Raw genomic sequence first — 16,024 nt, forward strand, 5'->3', positions numbered from 1 at the left:
TGACGTGCTCCCCGACTTTGGACCACCCGGATTGGGAATTTCCGGGGATAAACGATCAGGGTGGGCCGGCTGCCCCTGATGCGTTCATAAGCGATATCGGGGGTTTGTTCCCGATTGCGCTGTGCGGGCGGACTTCGTTGTAGTCTCTACGCCAATCCTCCATTTTCGAGCGGGCGTCGTCAAGGCTCATGAACCAGTGAGCGTTCAGGCATTCGGCTCGGAACTTGCCATTGAACGACTCGATAAAGGCGTTGTCGGTTGGCTTTCCAGGGCGGGAGAAGTCGAGCACGACGTCCTTCTGATACGCCCAGAGATCAAGGTCGCGGGAGATGAACTCCGAGCCTTGGTCGACCCGGATCGTCCTCGGATATCCTATTTCCCTGCAGACCTTTTCGAGTGTCATAACCACATCCTCGCCCCTGTAGCTGAACCGAGGGTCCACGGCTGGTGCGTAGCGTGAGAAGGTGTCCACGATAGTCAGGATACGGATCTTGCGGCCGGTGGCCAACTGGTCATGCACAAAGTCCATGGCCCACACTTGATTGGTGCTCGTGGCAGCCATCCGGTCATCACGCAGCTTTGCCCTAACCCGCCGCTTGGGCGTCTTGTTGCGCAGCTGAAGCCCCATCTCTTTGTAAAGCCTGTAGATTCTCTTCGGGTTCACATCCCAGCCCTCCCGGCGCAACAGGATGTGAACCCGACGATAGCCATAGCGGACACGGGTCTCGCAAATCTCCTTGATCCGTAGCTGCAGATCAGCCTGCTCGCCGCGCCTGGACTTGTAGTGGTAGAGCGACCTGTCGACTCTCAAGGCATCACAGGTCTTTCGGATCGAGACCTTCCAGGTCGCTCTGATCTCATCGACAAGCGAGCGCTTGCGAGCAGGCGTCAGAGCTTTTTTGACAGCACATCCTGAAGCATGGCCTTGTCCAGGCTCAGATCGGCGACGATCCGCTTGAGCTTGCCGTTCTCTTCCTCGAGCTGACGCAGCCGTTTCATCTCCGATGGCATCAGCCCCGCATACCGCTTGCGCCAGTTGTAAAACGTGGCTTCCGAAATGCCTGCCTTGCGACAGACTTCCCCGACCGCCGTGCCATCCTCGGCCTGCTTGAGCACGAAGGCGATTTGGGCCTCGGTAAACTTGGACTTCTTCATGAGCATTCTCCATCTCCCGACCACGGGATCATAATTGGAAAATTCCAGTTCAGAATGGTCCAAATTCACGGCAGCAGGTCAAGGGTGGGCAATATTTCATTTAAAGTCTAGTTTCGACAGGCCTCAAACGATCATGGAACATGAATGAAGCCTCTTTCGTCTAAATCGAGAAATTCAAAACTCGATACGAGATTCTCCTTTTCGGAAGTTTCATTTTCTGGTGCGCCCGGAGGCTGGAAGTCCGTGCTCACGCCGGCAATCGGCATTGCCGATGGGGAGCATTATCTCGTCCGGCTTTTCCGCAAGACCGGCACTGACGTTGACGTCGATCTCCTGAACCTCATCCACCGTGGGGTGCGACGTGTTCATCGCGTTCTGTCATCAAGAGAAGCCAGGGAGGTCCTTGTTGAAGTGACGGAGGTTGTCCAGGATGACGCCGAAATCGGCATCCTGATGCTCGACCCAGGCAGTCCAATCCACGGTACGACGCAACGCCGGCGAGCTCAGCAGGCACGGTTTCTTGTTGGAGCGGGTCGAGTCGTCTTCTGGCGCAACATCGCCCGTGTTGCGCGGGCCCTGGCGCTCTGCCACGATGCCGGCATCGTCCATGGCGGTGTCAGTACCTACAGCATTTTTTCGCACGGCGATGGCCGAGAGGATTACCGGCTCGGCGGATACGAGGCCTGCATCAACATCGCCGAGGCAGATCTAGCCGTGCCCGAAGTGCTCATGCCTTTGACAACCGCCATTTCCTTCCGACAGGACTGGGTCGAATTGGGGCGTACTGCCTCCGACATTCTCGGTATTGCAACTGACCGACCGCCAGCCTTGCTCGCGATCGAAACGCGCTTACTCGATCGGCTGAACAATCCACCCAATTATCAGCTCTTCGACGGAAAGATCGTCATTGAGGAAATCGAAGAGGTCATTGCTGAACTAGGAAAGGCTGGCTCGAGCGCCGATGGTGAGCTTGTGCTTTACCCGTCCAGAAGAGCCCGTCAGAGCGATCTGGCTACCCTGACATCGGGCGCTATACCTGCCAGTGACATTGATGGAGTAATCCGTTTTGTCGAGAGCGACCTCCGGGGGCCAAATACAAGAATCGTCATCTCCGATCAGCGGACAGCACGCATCGTTACTGATCTGGCATTTTACAATATCGAACTCGTTGACCAGAAGATCGGACAGATTCGCGATGCTCATAAGCGCCGACCACACGACTGGTCGGTTTACGACGCAAACGAGCTCGCCTATCGCATCCATCTTGTGCACGACCGCAACAGGGCCGATGACCGAGTCTTACGCTTGGGGCCTGGGGCCAAGTCCTGGTCAGAGTTAGCACACGCCCCCGCCGAAGTTGCGGCTGCCAATGATGATCCAGTTTGGTTCTCGCTGATATTGCTTGAAGCATTCAGCTTGTTGCGTGAACAGTACCGAATTTTTCCAGTCGATGTGCTGCCGGCAAGTGAGCGCAGCCGAGGTTCAGTTCTGCTCCGTCCAAGGGTCGACCCTCAACTAGATCATCGACGCGCCGCCGCAGGATTGAAACCGGCAGCGGAGGCGCTCAATCGTGAGCTGGCCAATGACGACGGAAAATCGAACTGGACTCTGTCGCGCACGGACGCACTCTCTGGTGACCGGGAACGGTCTCCGCAACTTACCTTCGAGGACACCGAAATCGTTGACGGTCGGAAGGTCTATAACTTCACTAGCAGCGAGGTGGTGATGGCCGATTCCTCCCACTACCTGCGCCCGCGGCGCGACAGCGGATTCGAGAACGCTGTCCGGCGCCGCCTAAACAATATCGTTTCAGCGCGCAGGAACCTCGAGCTCCTCAGATTACTCGACGATCCATCGCAAGTAGCAATTGATGAGGCATTACGAACGATCGCAGCGCCCGGGCCCATCCCGGATGGAATGGATGAGACCAAAGCTGCTGCGTGGAATGCAATCGCGCATGGACAGTCTGTCAATGTCGTCGTCGGCCCTCCAGGGGTTGGGAAAACCTATCTGATCTCGAACCTAGTGAAGAGCATCCTCTCCTTGACATCCGATGCACGCATTCTGGTGGTGGCCCAAAACCACGACACACTTGTAAATATGGAGAACGAGCTCAACGCCACGCTTCGGGGCGAGAACACCATCGTGGTTCGGATTGAACGCACTCAAACCGAAGAAACCGACCGGATCGTGCGGAAGCAATCCTGTGATCTTCTGCAATCTGTGACCAAGCCTTTTGACAGCGAACTCGTTTCACACCAGGTCCAGCATATTCAGTGTGCGCTCAGGCCCGCCAACCCTAGCCAGCAGGCCATTGCCGAACGGGTTCACCGCGACACCGAGACCCTTCTAGTGCGAGCCGCAGACATAACTCTCGCCACCACATCTTCATACGTCATCGAAGACATGATCGCTGATGGTGAACAGTTCGACTGGGTATTCGTCGAAGAGGCCGCGCGAGCTAACGGCGCCGAAATGATCGGCGCCCTTCTCCTCGGCAATCGACGGGTGATGATCGGCGACCACAACCAGCTTTCTCCATTCGATCACGCGCAACGCCAAGAAATGTACGAGAGTGAGAGGGCCGCAGAGCTGCTCGGCAGCGCGCGAGCTAAGCTCGCCACGTTCACCGACTTGCCTGCGGAGGTGGATGAAGCGCTTCAGTTTCTTGAAAATATGCCCGATCTGGTCACCAACGTGCTTGCCATCGCCGCCAGACTGGAAGAGCCCTTCCGTACTATAGCGGAGCGGGAAGCAGATCGCGAAAAAGCCAGCGGTCAGACCAGTCGGTTCGTAAATATGCTCACTGAGCAAAGCCGAATGCATCCTTCAATTTGCGACGTCGTTTCAAACACATTTTACCAAGGTAAGCTATTCTCGTCTGACAGGGTCAAAAACCGCAGACCCGCGGTTAGGTCAGATGGTCTTGTGCCCAATGTCCCGATTGTCGTTCTGAATCTGCCGCCCTTGAGCAAATTGGACCGCCCGCCGTTCGAGACGAGGCCCGGCAGATCGCTTCGCAATGAGACCGAAGCGCGTGTCATCATGGAAGCCCTCAAGTGCTTGAAGCCCATCGTGGACACGGACGGACAACCTCCCACCTTGGCAATACTGTCGCCCTACAAGGCGCAAGTCGACCACTTGAAGGAATTACTATCGCGCCAGCGCAATGATCCGAGCGGGACTCTGTCAGGGTTTGTTAGTCCTAGAAGTGACGGCAATTTCGTTTTCACTAGCGACAGCTTTCAAGGAAGTGAGGCTGATGTCGTCCTTGCCAGTCTTGTCCGCAACAACGTGAGTGTCGGAACGCGCGCACTGGGTTTCATGCGCAATGCCCAACGCATGAACGTGCTGATGAGTCGGGCAAAGCACAAACTCGTCCTAGTCACCAGTCTTGAATTCATCATCGATGCGGCTCCGGATCATCTTGGCAGTGATCTAGGTTTTCTCAGAACAATGGTTGGGGAGCTGCGACGTAAAAACGGCGCTGCCGACCAAGGTTGTGGCACCCGGATTGTCGAACTCGATGCTGACGGTCTCGTGCAGACATGAAGATATTTATTCCTGCCTGGCATTACCGCGCGCGCGCTATTGTCCAGAAGACCTGGGGCTGGAGCCCAATTGAAGAGATGACTCTTCTTTCGATGGACAGTGACCCAGGAACCATGGCGGAAATCGCGGCGCGCCTTTCGGTCCCCCTACAAGTGGCCCGCGCGACTGTGTCGCGGTTAATGCAGTTCGGCCTGATTGAGTTGCGGATTTCGCCGGAGCCGGCTTTTACCACCAGCGCGATCGGTCGCGATCTTATCCGTGCGGGCAAACCATTGCCGGAAAGGACATCGGAGCGAGAGATACACATAAGTGTGGTTTTGGAAAAAGTAGGCCACTCCCTCTTTCGTAGGAAAGAGGTCACCCTCGTTCCCGTCTATGGTTATGAGTTCGACGGCCGCGTCGTAAGTTTTCCGCCTGACGAGCTCCCCGAAACCGATGAAACCATGGTGCATCGAATTACGCAGTTCGTACCCCTCAGACCGGGCGAGTGGCTACGCGGCATCCGGACAACGAGCTCCGTCATCGAGCGCAAGTTCTTAGAGATCGACTTGCAGGCTTACAGCGAAGGTAAGGTTCCTGATGGTGCGAGCGAGGATCTTCAGTCCGCACTCAACGAAACCCTTAGGACAACCCAACTGCCGCGAGCATCGCAGCAGGAAGCACAGAAATCCAGCTCGTTGAGAACCGTGTTTGGTACAGACCAGCTAGTCGTTGGATCGACCGAGCACATCGAGCGCTTTGAGCATATCGTCGGCAATGCGTGCAGCGATGTCTTCGTGCTCTCCACCTTTGTTGCAAGTCAAGACGACGAAAAAGGGCGAGTCCGTCGGGAACGCATTTACCGATCGCTGGAAGCAGCTTGCGCACGAGGAGTACAAGTTCATCTGTTTTTCGGAACGTCGATAGATAAGAAAAAGCATGGTCTAGCCATGCAGGAACTGATTGCCAGACTATCGGCCATTCGAGGTGGAACGGTATTCTTGCTAGCGCAAAGGGACAGCGTTGGGAGCCACGCAAAATTCGTGGTGGCCGACGACGGCCAAGGTGGCGCAGTTGCGCTTGTAGGATCATGCAACTGGTTATCTTCTCCTTTCGCAGCACTGGAGGTATCTGCCGAACTCCGCGAGCCCACCGCCGTCGCCGCGGCGATCGATCTACTGCGCGGTATCGTGGTGTCGCTTCCAACGGCGAGCCGATCAGTCGAGATACTTCAGTTCCTGGCGGCGGCGTTGCGACGCAACGGCAGGATGCGACCGGTCGAACTTGAGTCGATGGACCGGGCTACAGCCACCCTCACCATACTGCAGGCCCATGAGCACGAACAGCTTCTCCGAAATGCAGCACACAGAGCTGAGAAGCGATTTGTATGTATTACCAACAGAATGGGCGTAACGGTCGTACCAGGTTTGTTGAACCCGGCAGAGGTGGCGGGTCGCCGGCTCGAGGACGTTCGCGTGTTCTATTCTCGCCGTTCCAAGGCCATCAAGCGTGGGCACATGACCGCTCACCGCAACCGTTTGGAAGGGGTGGTCGAAATCATTCCAGTGCTCGAGCCGCAGGTGCATGCGAAATTTCTAGCTTGGGACGATGATCACGTAGTGGTCAGTACCCTTAACTGGGGCTCACAGTCCGGGGTAGAGACCAACCCACTGGATGAAGTGGGTTTCTACATACGGGCGCCCGGCATTGCCCAGGCTCTATTGACGCTGTTCGACGAAGCACTGAAGGCAGTGATCGAATAGTGTCACTCTGAACCCCGCGACAGTGCATCATTCAACGTCGAACGTGAGATTCCGAATGATCTGGCAACGGCTGATTTGGTTGACCCGGCATCCAGGGCCGCCTTGATGGCCACAAGCATCTCATCATTGATACGCTTCGGTCGGCCGAGCTTGCGCCCTCGGCGGCGCGCGGCTGCCAAACCAGCGTTCACTCGCTCGCGGATCAGAGCGCGCTCGTATTGGGCCAAGGCACCAAAGAGCGCGAAAAGGAATTCGCCGTGCACGCTCGTTGTGTCCATCTGCTCTGTAAGCGAGCGAAAACCAATGCCCCGCTCCTTCAGGTCTTCGATGATCTGAACCAAATGCGGCAAGGACCGGCCAAGCCGATCCAGCTTCCAGACGATCAGCACGTCCCCTGCCCTCAGATCCTCAAGGCACCTTTTCAGACCTGGTCGATCCGCCTTCGATCCCGAGAGACGATCTTCATGCAAATGGCGCTCATCCACCCCGGCAGCGATCAACGCATCGCGTTGAAGATCGACCGACTGTCGATCGTCACTTGTCGAAACGCGCATGTAGCCCACCAGCATGACGAATAACCCCGAATCAACGACTTTTCGGACAATAGCATTTCCGTCAGGGTTTTTCGTACGGAAACGGCGTTGTTTCGAGCTCGAAAGGAGGGTGCGTCTCTGGATGACGGAAAACAAATGTTTTCCGCCACCATCACGATGTAGAAAAGGGGTGGGATGCGGATAGTCCGCTTTTTCGCGAACGCCCGTTGGAGCAGACATCTAGCTGGCGCGAATATCAGCGAAAGACATCATTACCTCTTTGTGACCATACGCTCGGCCAGTGCTTGGTCACCGTGTGCCTTCAGCCCCTCAACCGCTCCGTCGAAATCACGTTGATCCCGGTTTTGACTGAGCTTGGATTTTGCGATCGTGCGGGTCACCGAAATCCGGAACGCAACAATCTTGGCGATCATGTCGAGCATGTAGTCGGCTGGTGCATCGGCCATTTTCCAGGCCTTGTCACCGTTCACCCGGCGTTCCTGGTCGCGGGTCAATAAACCTATCGCAGCCCGCTTGCTGCGTTCGTCGTGCTGGAAAGTGATAATGCCATGAACATGCACCACCTGGTAATTCCAGGTCGGTACATGGCGATGATGTTCCAGCTTCGAGGGGTAGGTGTTGGGCGAAATGTAACCGTCAACCCCGCGAAAGATGGCCATAACCTCCTGACCATCCGCAACGGTGCGATGCATATCGTTAGCAACAGCAAAGTGGCCGATGAGGTCACCTCCCTTGTCGAACATGAGTGGTACATGGTTGGCGACCAGGCCCTCCGTAGTGTTTGCAACCACGCAAGCCAAGGGTGCGCCGGCAATGATCGACGCAATCTCGGCGGGATCAACTTCCTTGAAATGGTCGGGTATGTACATCAGTCGCTCCAGGGACAAAGTTTATGAGAAATAAAACCCAAATTACGCTCACCTACGACGCAGCATGTATTCTTTCCTTTTCTATGACAAGCCTCTGAAATATCTTGATTTCTCCTTTCTACGGCATAACATCGTCTTCGATTCCCAGAATTTAGTGCTGGAAGATAGGCTAGAGTAGCAGAACGTTGCTCGTGCAGCATTACCCGAGTTGAGCAAGGGCGCGCTCTGCCCAAATTTCGTGAGCGCGCTGCCGATCTCAGTGTTTTGCCTCGGCGGCAAAGACTGGAGCACCGCAATCGTAAAAGATGGGGCCACTGTCATTTGAGAGCCGCACATCGTCCCTGCACGGCAAGTCTTTGGAACGAGCGGGGTTCACAGCCCGTCATAAAGAACTGAATCCACTCGGCCTCGCTCCCGTACCAGGCATTGCGATCAACATCGCCTTGAATGCCGGGAACGGTTCCTGTTTGGGTGTACTGCCAGAAGGCGAAAGCGCGATCGCGATACCGTTCGCGCGGTTCAGCCGCCACGGAACGAAGCCACATCGGATTATCGAGCGGTACACCTTCAAGGATGTCGCGGTGAAAATTGATATCGGTATAAATTATGGGAACTTTGCTGGTGTGCGCTTCCATCCCCTCCAACATGATACGTACTTTCTCCAAAACCTCGGCCCGTGAGAGGGTCGGCCGGCACTGAGAGCTATTGTTCCATTCCAGGTCGAGGACGGGAGGCAATGCGTCCGGTTCTGCCGGCACATTAGACGCAAACCACGCCACTTGCTGATCGGCCGGTCTACACCAGTACATGAAGTGATAAGCGCCTCGTGGAATGCCAGCTTCCCGTGATCGCCGCCAGTTTTCCTGAAAGAGAGGATCTAGGTAGTCGCCGCCGTCCGTCGCCTTTATGAAGGCGAAGCGAGTCCCAGCCCTGGCCACCGCTTGCCAGTCAATCACACCCTGATACCGGGATACGTCTATTCCATGGATCGGCAAAGTGTGGGCGCGAGCTACTCCGGGATGCGGGCTGTTATCCCCCTTTGTTGGGTAATAGTTGGCGGCACACCCTGAGATTGCTGCCACTGCAAGAAGGGCAGCAAGGGAGACTGCGTAACGGTTTAGGCTTCCCAACCGGACGCCGATCTTGAATTTGGGTTGGATTTTGACGGCACGTGTAAAAACACGAGCCAGCGCAGCACGCGCGCGGCACACTTCAAATAACATCACAATTTCCGCTTTCGCTGAGAATACGGTCGGAACTCAGACCACTTTCAGGAGGAAGCGAAAAAACACTCTAGCTTTGCCGCTTCCTTCAGGCGGAAATGCGCGGTGGACGCTTCAGTGTGTAGCGTGCGCTACCGAAAAAGACCAGATTTATGGCGCGCTGACTATCCTTAACAACTAGCAGCAGCTTCAACGGATCGGCAGTCACCAAGCCATATCCGAAACAATGGTCTTCAGCACCGGAAGGATGGTTCCGGTCTGTTTCGCCTGAAGGATGGTGATAGCCCAGTTGTGCGCTGCCTTCCTCATTGCTTCCGAGAGAGGATGCCTGCTCGTAACGTTCTGCGAGGATTAGGAATTCATTGCCGTGCGAAAGCGACTGTCCGGTTGGCACGATAAAGAGACACAGCACCACTGCTACCGTGATCATATGGGCATAAATTGAACGCACGGCGCAAAACATGGTGAGCAAGATAGTTCAAATATCTTAATTCTTCTTAACAATGAGTCGTGAGAGTTCCTTGGCTAGAGATGGCAAAGAACGGACGGACGGTTCAACCGCATCCTTCACAGGACCAACGATAAATTAATGCGCTATCAGCAAATTGCCCTCATACAAAAAGTCACGGTGATCAAGTTTCCGCTGGGCTGGATACCGACCGGCGAGCAGCATCTTCGCGGGTTGGTGCCGCTCCTAAAAATCCGGTTGTGACGCTACACGATCGCAGGTGCATTGAGCCGCTGACGTTTCCGGCTCAAGTGGAGGTGTGGAAGCCAGCCCACACCTCATTTGAAGTCGGAAATATCGCATGCACATCGGCAAGAACCGGGGCAAGTTCAGCTACGAGTTCAAGCGACGCCCGGTAAGCCAGGATTTCGATTTCATGAATTGACGACGGAACCTGCAATGCGAAGCGGCGGACCGCATGAATCGGACCTGTATCCACTTTTTCAGCCATCGTGTGAAACGTGACACCAAATGTGGTTGATCTGCCCTCGAGGGCACGCAAGGCCGGGTGCCGCCCAGGCAGTTCGGGGGGACCTGGATGGAAGTTGAAACATTGTCCCTTAAGTCCCAAAAGGATTGGGGGCGGCACAATCAGTTCCTGGCAGAACGATATCAGCCGAACTGCGCCGTTCTCGACGGCGTCGCGCAGCCCGGCTTCACTGGTGACGACGCGATATTGCTCGCCTATGCCCAAGCGGCCCGCAAAGAACTCCGCTTCCTCGGGGGCCATAAGCAAAACAAACACGCTCAACTCTCCATGTCGAGACGACGCAGCAGTTGTGCGTTGATGGCAACGATCACCGTGCTGGTCGACATCAGCACCGCGCCCACCGCAGGCGCCAGGACGATGCCGGCCCAATAGAGCACCCCGGCAGCAAGCGGGATCGCAACGATGTTATAGCCGGCGGCCCACCAAAGGTTCTGGATCATCTTGCGATAGGTCGCGCGGCTTAGAGTTACGATACGGGCAATGTCTCGGGGATCGGAGCGCACCAGCACCACATCGCCGGCTTCGACCGCCACATCGGTTCCCGCGCCTACGGCCACGCCGACATCGGCGGTGACCAGAGCGGGCGCGTCGTTGACGCCATCGCCCACCATGGCAACGCGCTTGCCTTGGGCCTGTAGCTCTTTGATCTTGTCGGACTTCTGATCGGGCAACACGCCGGAAAAGACTGTGTCGATCCTGAGTTCACGACCCACCGATCGCGCCACGGCCTCGGAGTCTCCCGTCAGGATGACGACCTCGATGCCCATCGACTGCAGTTTTGAGACCGCCTGTTTTGATTCCGGACGCACCTGATCGGCGATTGCAAACACCGCCAACACGGTATCGTCCTCGAGGAGATAAATCGCGGCCTGCCCGTTATCACCAAAGCTACGGCTCGCATTTTCCATGTTTTTGTCGAGGTCGACATTGCGTTCCCACAACAAAGCCGGCCCTCCAACGGACAAGCGGCGTCCCTCGACAACAGCTTCGACGCCCTTGCCAGCCAGCGACTCGAAACTCGATGACCGCGGGACCACGAGTCCTTTGTCTTCTACGCTGTTGAGCAATGCCTGCGCGATGGGATGTTCTGAATCGCGTTCCACGGCGGCTGCAAGCGACAACACTGCATCTGGATCGCTGTGCTCTGCGGCGGCGATTTCAACAACCCGATGGGCGCCAAGCGTCAAAGTTCCGGTCTTGTCAAATACGACCGTGTCGAGGTTACGCGCCTCTTCGAGGCCGCGTCTGTCGCGGATGAGCAAGCCATTGCGGGCACCCAGGGTCGTCGAAATCGCCGTCACCAGCGGAACCGCAAGCCCCAGGGCGTGCGGGCAGGCAATGACAAGAACGGTCACCACCCGGGTGATCGTGAAGTCGATCTCGGCACCGAGCAAGGACCATGCGGCAAGAGTTGCGGCCCCAGCAACAATGGCAACAATGGTGAGTAGGAAGGCCGCCCGGTCTGCCAGCGCCTGGACTCGAGACCGCGACGACTGTGCCTGCGAGACCAGCCGCATGATACCTGCCAGAGCCGTGTCCTGACCCGTCTGAACCACACGCACGCGAAGGGAGCCCTGCCCGTTCACTGTACCACCAAGCACTTCGGACGTATCCGACTTGTCGACCAAAGAAGACTCGCCCGTGATCATGGATTCGTTAACGGCGCTTTTGCCGGAAATCACGACCCCGTCGGCAGGGATCGATGCCCCCGGTCGCACCAGGACGACATCATCAACTTTCAAGTCGGACACGGCCACTTCTTCAGTCCGGTCCCCTTCCATCACGCGCACTGCCATGTCCGGCAACAACTTGGCGAGTTCATTGAGTGCGCCCTGGGCCTGAGAGATCGAACGCATCTCAATCCAGTGACCAAGCAGCATAATGGTAACCAAGGTGGCCAACTCCCACCACAGTGGGTGGCCATCGAACCCGAAAAAGACCGCAACGCTGTAGATAAACGCAACGGAGATTGCGAGCGAAATCAGCGTCATCATGCCCGGGAGCCGAGCCTTGAGCTCGCCGATTGCACCGTTCAGAAATACCCAACCTCCGTAAATGAAAACGATGGTCCCAAAAAAGGCGGGGATGAATGCAGATCCTGGATACTGGGGTGCGGTATACCCGAACCAATCCTGAACCATCGGTTCCCAAAATACGGTCGGCACTGTGAGGCCCAGCGAGAGCCAGAACTTGTCACGAAACATCGCGACCGAATGTCCAGCGTGCTTGTCGTGTCGCGACGCGCCTTGGGTCTCAACAGTGCCATGGGCGTGGCGGTGGTGTTGATGCTGATCCATTCCAATCCCTCTTCGCTTTAGAAGTGGCCCTGAATGCTCCGCATGGTCACAAATCGAGGTTAAGCCGAACAATCCACACCCTGCCCCTTACAATGCTGGGAAGGTCAAGCGCAATTTACGTCAATCCTTTCTTGAAGCCGCGGGTGTTAGGTAGCAAGATCAAGGGAGGCTCCCATGTTCTTCGCACTTTCGCAAATCCTTGACTTCTTTCTCACCCCATCCAACGTCCTGCTGTTGGCCCTACTGGCGGCACTGTTGTTTTGGATATTGAAGATCCGAAAATTGGCTGCCGCTCTCGGGGTCGTTTCGATTATCGGGTTGGCTCTTGCGGCTTGGTCACCGCTTGGCCCTTTCGCTCTCGGCGTTTTGGAAAACAGATTCCCAAGGACAGCACTGCCCGATGATGTCGCGGGTATCATCATGCTCGGCGGTGCTGTCGACACGCATATCTCTTACGACCGGGACGCACTCGTTCTCAATGAAGCCGGCGAACGCATTGTCGAGACACGCATCCTCGCCGCACGTTATCCCGAAGCCGTGATCATTCTTTCGGGCGGCGGCGGACATCTATCGAACGATAGCAGCCTCACCGAGTCTGCGCTTGCGCGACGTGCCCTGATCGATGCTGGCGTTGTCGCCGAACGCCTCGCCATGGAAGAACTATCCCGCAACACATGCGAGAATGCCCGGGAAACGGCGGCTGCTCTTGCTGGACCCGCGCCGGGCACCTGGATCCTCGTGACATCAGCCAGTCACATGCCGCGCGCCGTTGCTTGCTTCAGGACAACCGACCTTGCAATCATTCCTTACCCCGTCGACTATCGGACGAAATTCGCAGGGGGCGACTGGCCCGGAACGGCGTCGATTGGGCTGGCGGCAACCGATCTGGCGGCTCACGAATGGATTGGCCTTATGAGCTATCATCTAGCAGGGTTCACTCAGGAACTGTTTCCATCGCCCGAGAACTGAGGCCAAGGATGTATTTCAAGGCAGCCGTTGTTCCGGCCATGCTCGTGGCTCTGCTCCCCATAGCGGCCGTTATTTTTGTCTTTTGGCGGGGTGACGACACCCAAATCCCGGGTAAAAATATGGCCGAGGGCCGTCAACTCTATCTCGAAAACTGCGCTGCTTGCCACGGTGAAGCGCTCGAGGGCCAGCCCCAATGGCGCGAACGCCTGTCCAACGGTCGCATGCCGGCTCCTCCCCATGACGAAACTGGTCACACTTGGCATCACAGCGACGAACAGCTTTTTCGGATCACCCGTGATGGTGTGGCAGCAATCGTGGGAGGAGATTACCAAAGCGACATGCCAGGATTCGGCGAAGTCCTGAGTGACGATGATATCTGGGCCGTACTTGACTACATCAAGAGCACCTGGCCGGAGCGCGAACGCGAATACCAGGCCGATATGTCAGCGCGAGATAATTGACGTCCGACACACCGGCCGCCCAACATGCACGGCTGTAGTCACCCAAGTATCTGCTTTCGCGGGGCCCGGCCCCACAACGAGGCTGACCGCTGCTCGCATCCTCTGCAACAGAAGCCAATGGCTTGATCCATTAGATGCAACGGTCCTGACCGGTATGGGAGTCGCCTTTGTCGTAGGCCGTGCTCTTGGAGATATCCTCGATATCTTGGCAGCCTTGTGCGACGTTCAATTTGAGTGATCTCAATATGGCCTGACCATACAAAGTCGCGTCATCCGATGCGTATCGTGAGTTCATCGAGGAAGGCATATGGCGGCACGTCGAGATTTCGCGGAGCCGGACCCTTCCGAACTCGACCTGCACTATCATATATCGAACCGTGGCAAGAGCAAAACCAACCTCCATAAGGCCCGCGCGGATCGGTGTCCTGCTGTCCAAGCGGAATGCAGCCGAGATGAGTGCAAACTCTTATGACCACGAGCCATGCCGGGCGCTGAGTCCTGGCATTGTCGGGTTCCGGGTCGATTAACGCCGGATTGGTATCGTCAGAACGAGCCTGTTCAATAAGCGTCTCTGTCCGGTGGGTGATGAAGACGGGGGTTCCTCGCCATTGGATGGTCACGCGCTGACCGGCTTCAATGGAGGAAAGGTCAATCTCAACGGTCGCAACGGCCCCGATGTCAGCAGATAGTCGCATGCTGACGATCAATGGCCAAAATGCTGCTGCTGTGCCCACAGTAGCCATCACGCCGGTCGCTACATAAAGGAAATCTCGCCGGGTTGCCGACGTCTGCACAAAATGTCCAGTATCTGTCTCGCTGTTGTGCATTTGAGGCTCCTTTCTGGCTCCGACGCTGGTTTGCTGCCCAACTTTGTCTATTTCCGCTAAAGTATGCTGGTGCATCCAGCAACACAGACGAAAAGCGGACCCGCGATGGCGTATCATATCACATTTCCGACCCAACTTGATCGACGCTACATGCCGTGGTGAAGCATTGTCAGGTAGCTATGAAAGTGCCACCCGCAGACAATAGCTGCACAATTGTCTTTGCTCCTCCTCATCAATCAGAAAGGACGAACCCATGCATGAGTTAAACGTTTAGGATATTACCTGCGGCCACTGCGCAGGAACGATCGAGAAGGCCGTCAAAAGTGCTTACCCGGCGGCGACGGTGGATGTTAATCTTCACACCAACTCCGTCCGCATCAAAAGTGCGCAGCCGGGCGACGCTTTAAACGCGTCACCGCGGAAGCGGGATATTCTCTCGAACCTATGTGAGATATGAGCTCGGCGGGATATCTCGTGCCGGGGGAGCCGCACCCGCCTTGATGTCGCTTCGTTGGGGGCGGGCTTTTTCAGGTCCATGTTCGCGTCACACTTATTGCGGTTTATCATCATCATCGCACTGAGAGTATCGGTAACGGCGATGTCGTGGGGGGGACAGACGTCAAGCGATATTGGCCGTTTGCAGCTCCATAAAGGTCACCAACTCAGCATAGGACGTTCGCGGCGTCTTCTGCGTAGAACATTGCGATCTTGCCCGACCCACGGCGCGCGGTATCAAGCCAGGACTTGCGTGTAGAGAACGGACTAGGCTCCGGGTCGGAGCGGTTCGCCTTCAGTTTTTGTCGATCGCCCGGCCCACGGAGCGACGCCTGGAAGGACTGAAATCAGCTTCTCACGGCATCCTATGACGCCTGTTCAATTCGTTCTATGATCCTTTCCATCTGCTCGATTTCTGACCGTTGAGCGTCAACGATCTCATCGCAAAGAGAAACGAGTTCCGGGTCACTCAAGCCAGCCTCCCGACACATGAGAATGGCACCGGAATGATGCGGGATCATCGAGTCGATGAACTGCCGATCGTCGATCAGGGCTTGCGCGCGCGTCGCGGCAAACGAGCCGATCGTCAAGACGATGAACGCAGCATAGAGGGCGATGTTGAGAGCCTTCTTGGGGAACATGCCCGGCATCGTTGCCAGCATGAAGATGCCCATCGGCGCCCACATCGTCACTGCCATATAGAACATATTGAGGTTGTTCCGGAAGTCGTGGATGCCATCGATCATCGAGAACATCACGACGTACATGACGATCAGACCGAGCACCATGTTGATCCAGAACATCAGATAGGGGCGCCCCGAGCCTTTGTCGTGCTTGTGTTCGACGGTGTGTGAAGAATGGGTCATTTCAAAAATCCCTTCT

General features: G+C 56.3%; 14 protein-coding genes. 5 read left to right on the top strand and 9 right to left on the bottom strand.

The genetic code is table 11. The features are described 5' to 3' along the window. Positions 1–55: 55 nt before the first annotated feature. Positions 56–1,155 (bottom strand): IS3 family transposase gene (locus EO133_RS04460; RefSeq protein WP_371870951.1). Its coding sequence is split into 2 segments (ribosomal slippage): positions 56–894 and positions 894–1,155, totalling 1,101 coding nucleotides; the frame shifts between segments, so codons are not numbered across the junction. Between the two features lie 144 nt (positions 1,156–1,299). Between EO133_RS04460 and EO133_RS04465 the strand changes: the two genes are divergently transcribed. Both EO133_RS04465 and EO133_RS04470 read left to right on the top strand, forming a co-directional pair. Continuing rightward, a complete protein-coding gene (locus EO133_RS04465; protein WP_244640917.1) occupies positions 1,300–4,707 on the top strand; it encodes a DEAD/DEAH box helicase in 3,408 nt (1,135 codons plus the stop codon). After that, positions 4,704–6,449, top strand: coding sequence for a phospholipase D-like domain-containing protein (locus EO133_RS04470; protein ID WP_127071472.1), 1,746 nt, complete (start codon positions 4,704–4,706; stop codon positions 6,447–6,449). The genes EO133_RS04465 and EO133_RS04470 overlap by 4 nt, the downstream gene beginning before the upstream one ends. 2 nt (positions 6,450–6,451) lie before the next feature. Here EO133_RS04470 and EO133_RS04475 read toward each other — a convergent pair whose 3' ends face one another. The 6 genes from EO133_RS04475 to EO133_RS04500 all read right to left on the bottom strand — a co-directional run bounded on the left by EO133_RS04475 (position 6,452) and on the right by EO133_RS04500 (position 12,390). Beyond that, on the bottom strand, positions 6,452–7,138 hold the full coding sequence (locus EO133_RS04475) for a recombinase family protein (protein WP_428372636.1): 687 nt from the start codon (positions 7,136–7,138) through the stop codon (positions 6,452–6,454). A 116-nt stretch (positions 7,139–7,254) separates the two neighbouring features. After that, a complete protein-coding gene (locus EO133_RS04480) occupies positions 7,255–7,872 on the bottom strand; it encodes an FMN-binding negative transcriptional regulator (RefSeq protein WP_127071473.1) in 618 nt (205 codons plus the stop codon). A gap of 317 nt (positions 7,873–8,189) precedes the next feature. Continuing rightward, entirely contained in the window at positions 8,190–9,095 is a 906-nt protein-coding gene (locus EO133_RS04485; protein ID WP_127071474.1) for a glycoside hydrolase family 25 protein, read from the bottom strand. An 88-nt stretch (positions 9,096–9,183) separates the two neighbouring features. Continuing rightward, complete coding sequence (locus EO133_RS04490) at positions 9,184–9,546, bottom strand: hypothetical protein (RefSeq protein WP_164734887.1); 363 nt, start codon at positions 9,544–9,546, stop codon at positions 9,184–9,186. Between the two features lie 304 nt (positions 9,547–9,850). After that, a complete protein-coding gene (locus EO133_RS04495; protein ID WP_127071476.1) occupies positions 9,851–10,348 on the bottom strand; it encodes a formyltransferase family protein in 498 nt (165 codons plus the stop codon). Between the two features lie 2 nt (positions 10,349–10,350). Then, positions 10,351–12,390, bottom strand: coding sequence for a heavy metal translocating P-type ATPase (locus EO133_RS04500; protein WP_127071477.1), 2,040 nt, complete (start codon positions 12,388–12,390; stop codon positions 10,351–10,353). A 174-nt stretch (positions 12,391–12,564) separates the two neighbouring features. Here EO133_RS04500 and EO133_RS04505 point away from each other — a divergent pair, with 174 nt between their 5' ends. Together EO133_RS04505 and EO133_RS04510 are read left to right on the top strand one after the other, a co-directional pair. After that, complete coding sequence (locus EO133_RS04505) at positions 12,565–13,359, top strand: YdcF family protein (RefSeq protein ID WP_127071478.1); 795 nt, start codon at positions 12,565–12,567, stop codon at positions 13,357–13,359. 8 nt (positions 13,360–13,367) lie between these two features. Next, positions 13,368–13,820, top strand: a complete 453-nt coding sequence (locus tag EO133_RS04510) for a c-type cytochrome (RefSeq protein WP_127071479.1) — start codon at positions 13,368–13,370, stop codon at positions 13,818–13,820. A gap of 269 nt (positions 13,821–14,089) precedes the next feature. Here the strand turns inward: EO133_RS04510 and petA are convergent, their stop codons facing one another. After that, a complete protein-coding gene (gene petA / locus EO133_RS04515) occupies positions 14,090–14,647 on the bottom strand; it encodes a ubiquinol-cytochrome c reductase iron-sulfur subunit (protein ID WP_127071480.1) in 558 nt (185 codons plus the stop codon). Between the two features lie 304 nt (positions 14,648–14,951). Here petA and EO133_RS04520 point away from each other — a divergent pair, with 304 nt between their 5' ends. Continuing rightward, positions 14,952–15,104 carry a hypothetical protein gene (locus EO133_RS04520; RefSeq protein WP_244640919.1) on the top strand — a complete coding sequence of 51 codons (153 nt, stop codon included), beginning with the start codon at positions 14,952–14,954 and terminating at the stop codon, positions 15,102–15,104. Between the two features lie 403 nt (positions 15,105–15,507). Here the strand turns inward: EO133_RS04520 and EO133_RS04525 are convergent, their stop codons facing one another. After that, entirely contained in the window at positions 15,508–16,008 is a 501-nt protein-coding gene (locus tag EO133_RS04525; protein WP_127071481.1) for a DUF305 domain-containing protein, read from the bottom strand. Between the last annotated feature and the right edge of the window lie 16 nt (positions 16,009–16,024).

This window comes from Pelagibacterium lentulum (genome assembly GCF_003992625.1).
In the GTDB taxonomy this organism is placed as follows: Bacteria; Pseudomonadota; Alphaproteobacteria; order Rhizobiales; family Devosiaceae; genus Pelagibacterium; species Pelagibacterium lentulum.